This is a genomic window from Paraburkholderia sp., from assembly GCF_026225065.1.
Classification (GTDB): domain Bacteria; phylum Pseudomonadota; class Gammaproteobacteria; order Burkholderiales; family Burkholderiaceae; genus Paraburkholderia.
Genome location: NZ_JAMFSB010000005.1, coordinates 1 through 7,735 on the forward strand (window position 1 = coordinate 1; position 7,735 = coordinate 7,735).

Sequence of the window (7,735 nt, forward strand, 5' to 3'; positions counted from 1 at the left end):
CCGTTTTTCTTTCAGAGCGCGCTTGGCTATGCACCGCTGACCGCCGGGCTATTGATGCTGCCGCTTGCTGTGCCCTTGTTTGTCGTTCCGCGCATGGTTGCGCTGTATCTGGACCATCGCCTGTCCGGACGTACGCTGCTCGTGATCGGCCTCGCTTGCGTGGGTGTTGGCCTCCTGCTCACGGCCCTTAGAATCACGCTCTTCCACTATCCGGCGATATTCGAAAGCATGCTGATCGCATCAGTGGGCGCCGGTATTCTGAACGGACAGATCGCCAAAGTCGGCATGACCGTTATTCCTGTGGAGCGGGCGGGGATGGCCTCGGGCGTCTCCGGGACGATGCGCTTTAGCGGCATCGTGGTTGGCTTCGCGGCGCTGGGTGCCATTCTGTTCGCGCGGATCGGCGCAAGCGTCGGCGAAGCGTTGCCTGATCTCGCCGCATCCGACCGGCTGGCGATCACGCATGCGATCGCAGACGGCAATCTCTCGTCGGCGACGGCGCTAATTCGTGCCCATGGCGGGGCGGCATCCGTTGCACAGCATAGTTTGGGCTTTGGCTACGAAGGCGTGCTGCTGGCCGCCAGCCTCGTTGCGCTGGGCGCAGCGGTGTTGTGCTGGTGGCTTGTGAGTGCGCAGGAAACTGCGCCGCACGAAGCTACGGCGGCGCAGGTGCTGGAGTTGTCGGTGGACTGATTGATGGAGGTGGGCTAGTTCGCCCGCCGTGCTTACGGTGTACCGTTTTTGCAGTAGGTCAGGAAACCGGGTCGCTCGCTCAGTCGCTCGAAATAGTCGGTCACCGAAGGAAAATTCGGATGATCGAGCGGGGTGCTGAACCAGCGGTTTAGTGATAGACCAATCGGAATATCCGCGAGCGAAAAATCGCGACCGGCGATGAATGCTCCCGTCGCTTCCAACTGCCGGTTCACGATGCCAATGTGCCTCGCCCAATTCTCCGACGACGCTGCGATCGCTTCGACGTCCTGATGCGCGGGAGATTTTCTGACCAGCGCCAGGAAGGCATAACTCCATGCCCGGTTCAGCTCGGCGATTTGCCAGTCGATCCATTGATCGATGCGCGCTCGCGCTTGCGGTTCAGTGGGATAGAGCTGCGCGCCGCCATAGCGCGAGGCCAGGTAGCGAATGATCGTATTCGATTCCCACAGGACGAAGTCGTCGTCCTTGATGACTGGCACCATTGAATTGGGGTTGAGCGCCTGGAACTCGGCCGTTTCAGTCGACCTGAAGCCGGCTCCCCAGTCTTCCTGTTCAAAAGGCAGTTGCAGCTCCGCACAGGTCCAAAGCACCTTGCGGACGTTGATCGACGTGACTTTCCCAAGTATTTGCAGCATGCGCATTCCAGATGGTGGCGGCCTGCGTCATTCTAGGGGAGCGAAGTGGGAGAGGACAGATACAGTTTGGGAGAATGCAGGCAGCACATCTGGGCCGCTGTGAAGCTGAAGAGATGGCGGCAGATCAACAGTGGATCAATCAGTGATCAGCCGTTAAGCAGCAAGTAACAGCCGCCGATCAGCAACACAAACGACGCCAGCAAGGTGACCGCACCCATGCGGGTTATGAGGCTCGGCCATTGCGACCGGGGCAGTGCCTCGATGCTGACAACGCTGTGCACCGGCGCAGGGTCACGCCGAACGAAGAACGGCATAAGTGCGATGCAGAAGAGCACGAGGATCATAGAGAAAGCTTTGAGAGCGAATGAGAGTTCCATGGGCGCGGCAGAGTGGGGTGCGCGCATAGGTTTGCGCTGAGCCTTGAATCTTAGGAATTTGCCGGGAATGCGACCATGGGACGAGTCCGAAAACACGCGCTGACCCCACTCGGACATGAGCGTCATGCTATCCTTTTCAGGTCCAGATCACGAACCGCTTCGTGACCGCCAGAAGGATCTTTCGAGGAGAACACTCAATGTCGATGCGAACCCGTGCTCTGTTTCACGTCACGTTGGGCGGATTGCTGCTGGCGGCTACCGTCAGCGCATACGCAGCGAATCTCGGCTTCCTCGGCAATACGCCGATCAGCTACATGAAGCAACGCGACATCGACTCGGTGAAGGCAGCCGTGTTTAGCGCGCTCGATGGCAAGCAGGATGGAGAAGCCGCGACCTGGGTCAACGATGGCACGGGCAACTCCGTACACGTCGACGCGACCATCACGCCGCAGAGCACAGCGAAAGATGGCGACCGCACCTGCCGCGACGTCGCCGTGGTGCTGAACGCGAAAGGGCAGTCGATGACGCTGCGTCCGCAGTTCTGCCGCGCCGGCAGCGGCGCATGGCAACTCCAGAAGAAGCCTTGAAGTTTGACGGCTGGAACGCGGCCGTGATGGCGTTGCCGCTCGATGTTCGCGGAGCGTCGCAACTGCGCGGCGGCGCCATAGGATGAGCGCGCGCGTCGTTTCGTGCGGTGTCGTGCTGCTCGATCCGCACGGACGTGTGCTGCTCGCGCACGCCACCGAAACATCCCATTGGGATATCCCGAAAGGGCACGGCGAGGAGGGCGAGGCGCCGCACGTCACGGCGCTGCGCGAGATGGTCGAGGAGACCGCGCTCGTGATCGATGCCGGGCGGTTGAAGGATCTCGGCCTCTTCGTCTACCGGCGCGACAAGGATCTGCATCTGTTCGCCGCGCGCGCTCATGACGACGAACTCGACCTCACGCGTTGCGTTTGCACGTCGATGTTTCCGCGCCGCTCGGACGGCACGCTCATTCCCGAAATGGATGCATACCGCTGGGCCGCGCCGGACGAAGTTGAACGATATGCGAGCCGCAGTCTGACGCGGTTGTTCCAGACCACGCTTTCGCTGGCCGAACTGCATCGCACGCTGTGATTCGAAGCGCGCTCAGTCGAGCGCGCGATCGTTCGGATGCGCGAACAAGGCACGCATCGCCGCCGACATCGGAAAATTGAGGTTGATCCCGTGAGGCGGAATCGGCTGTGTGAACCACACGTTGTAGAGACGCTCCGCTTCGCCCGACGTCTGCATCCGTTCGACCACACCGTTGACCAGTTCCCGCATAGGCGCGTCGCCTTTGCGGAACATGCACGCATAGACTTCGTAGCCGAGCGGTGTACCCGTCACCAGAAAGTCGTCAGGATGCGCGTCGGTTGCCTTGAAGCCGTACACAATCGGTTCGTCCATCACGAAGGCTACGGCCCGATCCTGCTTGAGCGCCGCAAACGCGTCCGGATGATCGCGCGCGCTGGTGATGCGCATGTTGAGGTGCTTCTCGACGTTCAACTCGCGCACGAGCCGTTCATCGGATGTCCCCGCTGTCGTCACCACTGGTTTGCCGGCGAGCTCCGGGAAATCGGTGATGCCGCTGCTGCGCTTCACGAGCATGCGCACCGCGTACTGGAAGAAACTGTCGGAGAAGGCCGCTTCGCTCTCGCGCTCATGCGTGTGGGTGGTCGAACCGCATTCGAGGTCGATCTGGCTGTTCTGCAGCATCGGGATGCGATTCGACGAGGTCACCGCGACTTCACGTATCTTGAGATCGGGCAGGCCGAGCGTTTTCTTGATCTGCTCGACGACCGCCAGCGCGATAGTCTGCGAGTAACCCACCGTGGTCTGGCCGTCGAAATAGGAGAAGGGGATCGAGGCTTCGCGCACACCGAGCAGGACGACCCCGTCGTCGTGGACCTTCCTGAGCGTACCGGTGAGTTCCTGCGCGTGCGCGGAGCACGCGAGCCATGCCGTAGCAAGCGCGACCAGCGCGGCGCGCATGTGGGACGGACGGCAGGCTGCAAACATCATCGTTCCTCCCGGAGCGGTGTGGGCACCGTCACCCCAGTTGACCCGGCTCAATTGGTCTAGCTTACGCTGGCTTGCCCCAACTGTCTCGCAGACTCACAATGCGATTGAATACGGGCTTGCCCGGTTTCGAATCGAGGCGGTCGGCGACGAAGTAGCCATGCCGTTCGAACTGATATCGCTGTTCCGGCAGTGCGTCACGCGCACCGGGCTCCAGGTAGGCATTGACCACCCGCTTCGAATCCGGATTAAGCGCATCGAGGTAATCGCGTCCGCCCGCGTCCGGCTGCGGTTCCTTGAACAGGCGGTCGTAGATGCGCACTTCGGCGGGGCAGGCGCCTGCGGCGCTGACCCAGTGAATGTTGCCTTTGACCTTGTAGGTGTTCGCGCCTTCGGTGCCGGACTTGCTGTCGGGGAAGTAGTTGCAGTGAACAGCCGTCACGTTGCCGTTCTCATCCTTGTCCGCACCCGTGCATTCGATTACATAGCCGTAACGCAGACGCACCTTGTTACCCGGGAACAGACGGAAGTAACCCTTGGGCGGCGTTTCGTTGTAGTCGTCACGCTCGATCCACAGTTCGCGCGAGATCGGGAACACGCGCGTGCCGTGTTCCGGATGATGCGGGTGCACGGGCGCATTGCACTCTTCGGTGACGCCTTCGGGGAAGTTGTCGATGATCAGCTTGACCGGGTCGAGCACGGCGGCCGTACGCGGCGCCTTGTCGTCGAGGTCGTCGCGTAGCGCGCCTTCGAACACGCTCATGTCGATCCACGAATCGACCTTCGTCACGCCGATGCGTTCGCAGAACAACTGGATCGCCTCCGGCGTGAAGCCGCGACGGCGTACGCCGACGATGGTCGGCATGCGCGGATCGTCCCAGCCGTCCACATGACCTTCGGTGACGAGTTGCAGCAGCTTGCGCTTGCTGGTGATCGCATACGTCAGGTTCAGGCGCGAGAATTCGATCTGTTGAGGCAGCGGGCGGCTGAAGATGCCGGCTTCGGCGAGCTCGTTCAGAATCCAGTCGTACAGAGGCCGGTGGTCTTCGAACTCCAGCGTGCACAACGAATGCGTGATGTTTTCCAGCGCGTCCGAGATGCAGTGCGTGTAGTCATACATCGGATACACACACCACTTGTCGCCGGTGCGGTAGTGATGGGCGAAACGGATCCGGTAGATGACCGGGTCGCGCATGTTGAAGTTCGGCGACGCCATGTCGATCTTCGCGCGCAGCACGTGTTCGCCTTCCTTGAACTCGCCGGCTTTCATGCGGCGGAACAGATCGAGGTTCTCCTCCACCGAACGTTCGCGGAACGGCGAGGGCTTACCCACTTCAGTGGCCGAGCCGCGGCTCACGCGCATTTCTTCGGCGGACTGACTATCTACGTAGGCCTTGCCGCGCTGGATCAGCAGCTCGGCGAACTCGTAGAGTTTGTCGTAGTAGTCGCTTGCGTAGTAGACGTGTTCGTTGCCGTCCTTCTTCCACTCGAAACCGAGCCATTTCACGGCGTCGATGATTGAGTCGACGTACTCGACACTTTCCTTTTCCGGATTGGTATCGTCAAAACGCAGATGGCAAATGCCGCCGTAGCTGCGCGCTACACCGAAGTTCAGGCAGATGCTTTTTGCGTGGCCGATGTGCAGATAGCCGTTCGGCTCCGGTGGGAAACGCGTTTCCACGCGCTGGCCCCACTTGCCGGAGCGGTTGTCTTCGTCAATGGCGTTGCGGATGAAATTGGATGCCGGCGGCGCGTCGTTGCGTTCAGTATTCATGCGAAGAGGAGAAAGTCGGTCGAGGGCGCGCAATGCGCTCACTTATCCGTCAATTCTACCTGACAGCTTCCCTTCCGACAGACCGCATGCGGCTGAGTGCGGCTTCCAGCCAACGTTTCAGGACTTTTTGCACGCGGTTGCACGGTGTAACAGGAGGTAAATCGCTTTGTTTCCGCGCGAACGGCGACCTTAGGATGCGACCGTCGCGGCGCCGGACTGGCCGCCTTGCAGGATATGAAACTTGTCTGAAAGGAACTCATGATGAACAAGGCCCTTTACGTTGGGCTGACGCGGCTCGCGGCCGCAGCAGTGCTGGGCGCGAGCTGCATGGCGACACTGTTGACGGCCACACCGGCGCTGGCGAAAAGCGCCGAACCGAAGCCGGTTCTGGACGGCTCCGCCGCAGCGGTTCCCGATCAGTACAGTGCTAGCACTGCGCAGCAGATTTTTGCGCAAGGCGGAAATGCGGTGGATGCTGCGGTCGCGATTGCGTTCACTTTGGCCGTGACAGACCCCGACGCTGGCGGTCTTGGTGGCGGCGGTTTCATGACGTTGTACGTGGGCGGCAAACCGTACTTCCTCGATTATCTTGAACGGGCGCCGCAGCGGGCGACGCGCGATATGTACCTCGACGACAAGGGACAGCCGGTTGCAGGCATGAGCACGGTGGGCTTTCGCGCGGTGGCTGTGCCGGGCACGGTTGATGGCCTGTGGGAGGCGCAACGGCGCTTCGGCAAGCTGAAGTGGAAACAGGTGCTGGCGCCGGCAATCCACTATGCAACGGATGGCTTCAAGGTCGACTCACGGCTCGCGAAGAGCCGCGCCGATGCCGCGGCGGCATTCGCCGGCAAGACCGATTTCGACGCCTATTTCGCCAACCTGAAGGCGGGCGTCAATTTTCAGCAGCCCGAACTGGCGCAGACGCTCTCGCGGATTGCGAGTGACGGCGGACGCGAATTCTACGAAGGCCAAACGGCCGATCTGATCGTGAAGCAGATGCTTGGCCACGGCCTTCTCGGCAAACCGGATCTGCAGCAGTACAAGGCGGTCTGGCGCGAACCGCTCCACGCCGACTGGAATGGCTATCAGATCGTCACCGCGCCGCCGCCCAGTTCGGGGGGTGTCGGGCTGATCCAGATGCTCAAGATGAAGGCCGATCTGAAGCAGAGCTTCGACGGCCTTGCGCTGAACTCGACGCCGTATATCCACCTGATCGCGCAGATCGAGGACCGGGTGTTTGCGGACCGCGAGCAATACATGGATGACCCCGATGCGACGCCGGTGCCGGTCGACAAACTGCTCGAAGACGCCTATCTCGCGCATCGCGCTGGCGAAGTGAGCGCCGACGAGGTGCCGGGCGCGGCGTCCGTCAAACCGGGCCTTGCTGGCAGCACGTTAGAAAAGCCACAGACGACGCACTTCTCGGTGGTCGACAAATGGGGCAACGCGGTCTCGAACACCTATACGCTGAACGGTTCTTTCGGTTCCGGCGTGGTGGTGGACGGCGGCGGTTTCCTGCTCAACGATCAGATGGACGACTTCATCACAAGGCCTGCTGGCGTGCCGGCGAGCACCGCGTCGCCAGTTACCGCTAGCGCGCCGGCGGTGGCGAGCGCGAGCACACCGGCAACCGCTGGCGATCCGACGGCCGCTAGCGCGACTGCGGCGACGACTCTGGACCGGCCCGCTACGGTTGCCGACGGTCCCAACACAATCGCACCTGGCCGTCGGCCGCTATCGTCGATGACGCCCACCATTCTTTTGAAGGACGGCAAGGTGGTGCTCGTGATCGGCACGCCAGGCGGCTCGCGGATCTTTACGACGATTTTCCAGGTGATGACGGATATTTACGACTTCGGCATGTCGCCGGCCGATGCGCAGGCGGCGATGCGTTTCCATCATCAACTGCTGCCGCAAAAGACGATCTACTGGGAGCCGTATCACCCGATTACCGGCGAGCTCGCCGACCAGTTGAAGGCCAAGGGCTATACGCTCGAAGGGCAGTCGTTCAACGGCGACGTGCAACTGATCCGCGTCGAAGGCACGACCCCGCAACCTGCGGCCGACCCACGTGGTGCAGGCGTGGGAGCGGTGTTTCAGTAGGGCGCGCGGCTGGGTCCGGGCGCGCCGCGCGCCGCGTCGACCCTGGACCGGATTAGCCGCGGGCCTTTTGTGGCCGCTGGCCTTGGCCC

At 61.7% G+C, this 7,735-nt stretch carries 7 protein-coding genes and 1 pseudogene; 4 read left to right on the forward strand and 4 right to left on the reverse strand.

Annotated elements, in window-relative coordinates; translation table 11 throughout:
* Positions 1-693: pseudogene (locus M0954_RS00145) on the forward strand (MFS transporter); the annotation flags it as partial.
* A gap of 32 nt (positions 694-725) precedes the next feature.
* Here M0954_RS00145 and M0954_RS00150 read toward each other — a convergent pair.
* A complete protein-coding gene (locus M0954_RS00150) occupies positions 726-1,349 on the reverse strand; it encodes a glutathione S-transferase family protein (RefSeq protein ID WP_122151977.1) in 624 nt (207 codons plus the stop codon).
* 146 nt (positions 1,350-1,495) lie between these two features.
* Positions 1,496-1,852, reverse strand: coding sequence for a hypothetical protein (locus tag M0954_RS00155; protein ID WP_297350966.1), 357 nt, complete (start codon positions 1,850-1,852; stop codon positions 1,496-1,498).
* A gap of 71 nt (positions 1,853-1,923) precedes the next feature.
* Here M0954_RS00155 and M0954_RS00160 point away from each other — a divergent pair, with 71 nt between their 5' ends.
* On the forward strand, positions 1,924-2,313 hold the full coding sequence (locus M0954_RS00160; protein ID WP_122151975.1) for an RT0821/Lpp0805 family surface protein: 390 nt from the start codon (positions 1,924-1,926) through the stop codon (positions 2,311-2,313).
* 82 nt (positions 2,314-2,395) lie between these two features.
* Complete coding sequence (locus tag M0954_RS00165; RefSeq protein WP_122151974.1) at positions 2,396-2,845, forward strand: NUDIX hydrolase; 450 nt, start codon at positions 2,396-2,398, stop codon at positions 2,843-2,845.
* Positions 2,846-2,857: 12 nt separating this feature from the next.
* Here the strand turns inward: M0954_RS00165 and M0954_RS00170 are convergent, their stop codons facing one another.
* Both M0954_RS00170 and M0954_RS00175 read right to left on the reverse strand, forming a co-directional pair.
* Positions 2,858-3,742 (reverse strand): transporter substrate-binding domain-containing protein, encoded by an 885-nt coding sequence (locus M0954_RS00170; protein WP_122151973.1) that lies wholly within the window; start codon positions 3,740-3,742, stop codon positions 2,858-2,860.
* Positions 3,743-3,833: 91 nt separating this feature from the next.
* A complete protein-coding gene (locus M0954_RS00175; RefSeq protein WP_297350968.1) occupies positions 3,834-5,543 on the reverse strand; it encodes a glutamine--tRNA ligase/YqeY domain fusion protein in 1,710 nt (569 codons plus the stop codon).
* A gap of 327 nt (positions 5,544-5,870) precedes the next feature.
* Between M0954_RS00175 and ggt the strand changes: the two genes are divergently transcribed.
* On the forward strand, positions 5,871-7,646 hold the full coding sequence (gene ggt, locus M0954_RS00180; protein WP_297350970.1) for a gamma-glutamyltransferase: 1,776 nt from the start codon (positions 5,871-5,873) through the stop codon (positions 7,644-7,646).
* The last annotated feature ends 89 nt before the right edge of the window (positions 7,647-7,735 follow it).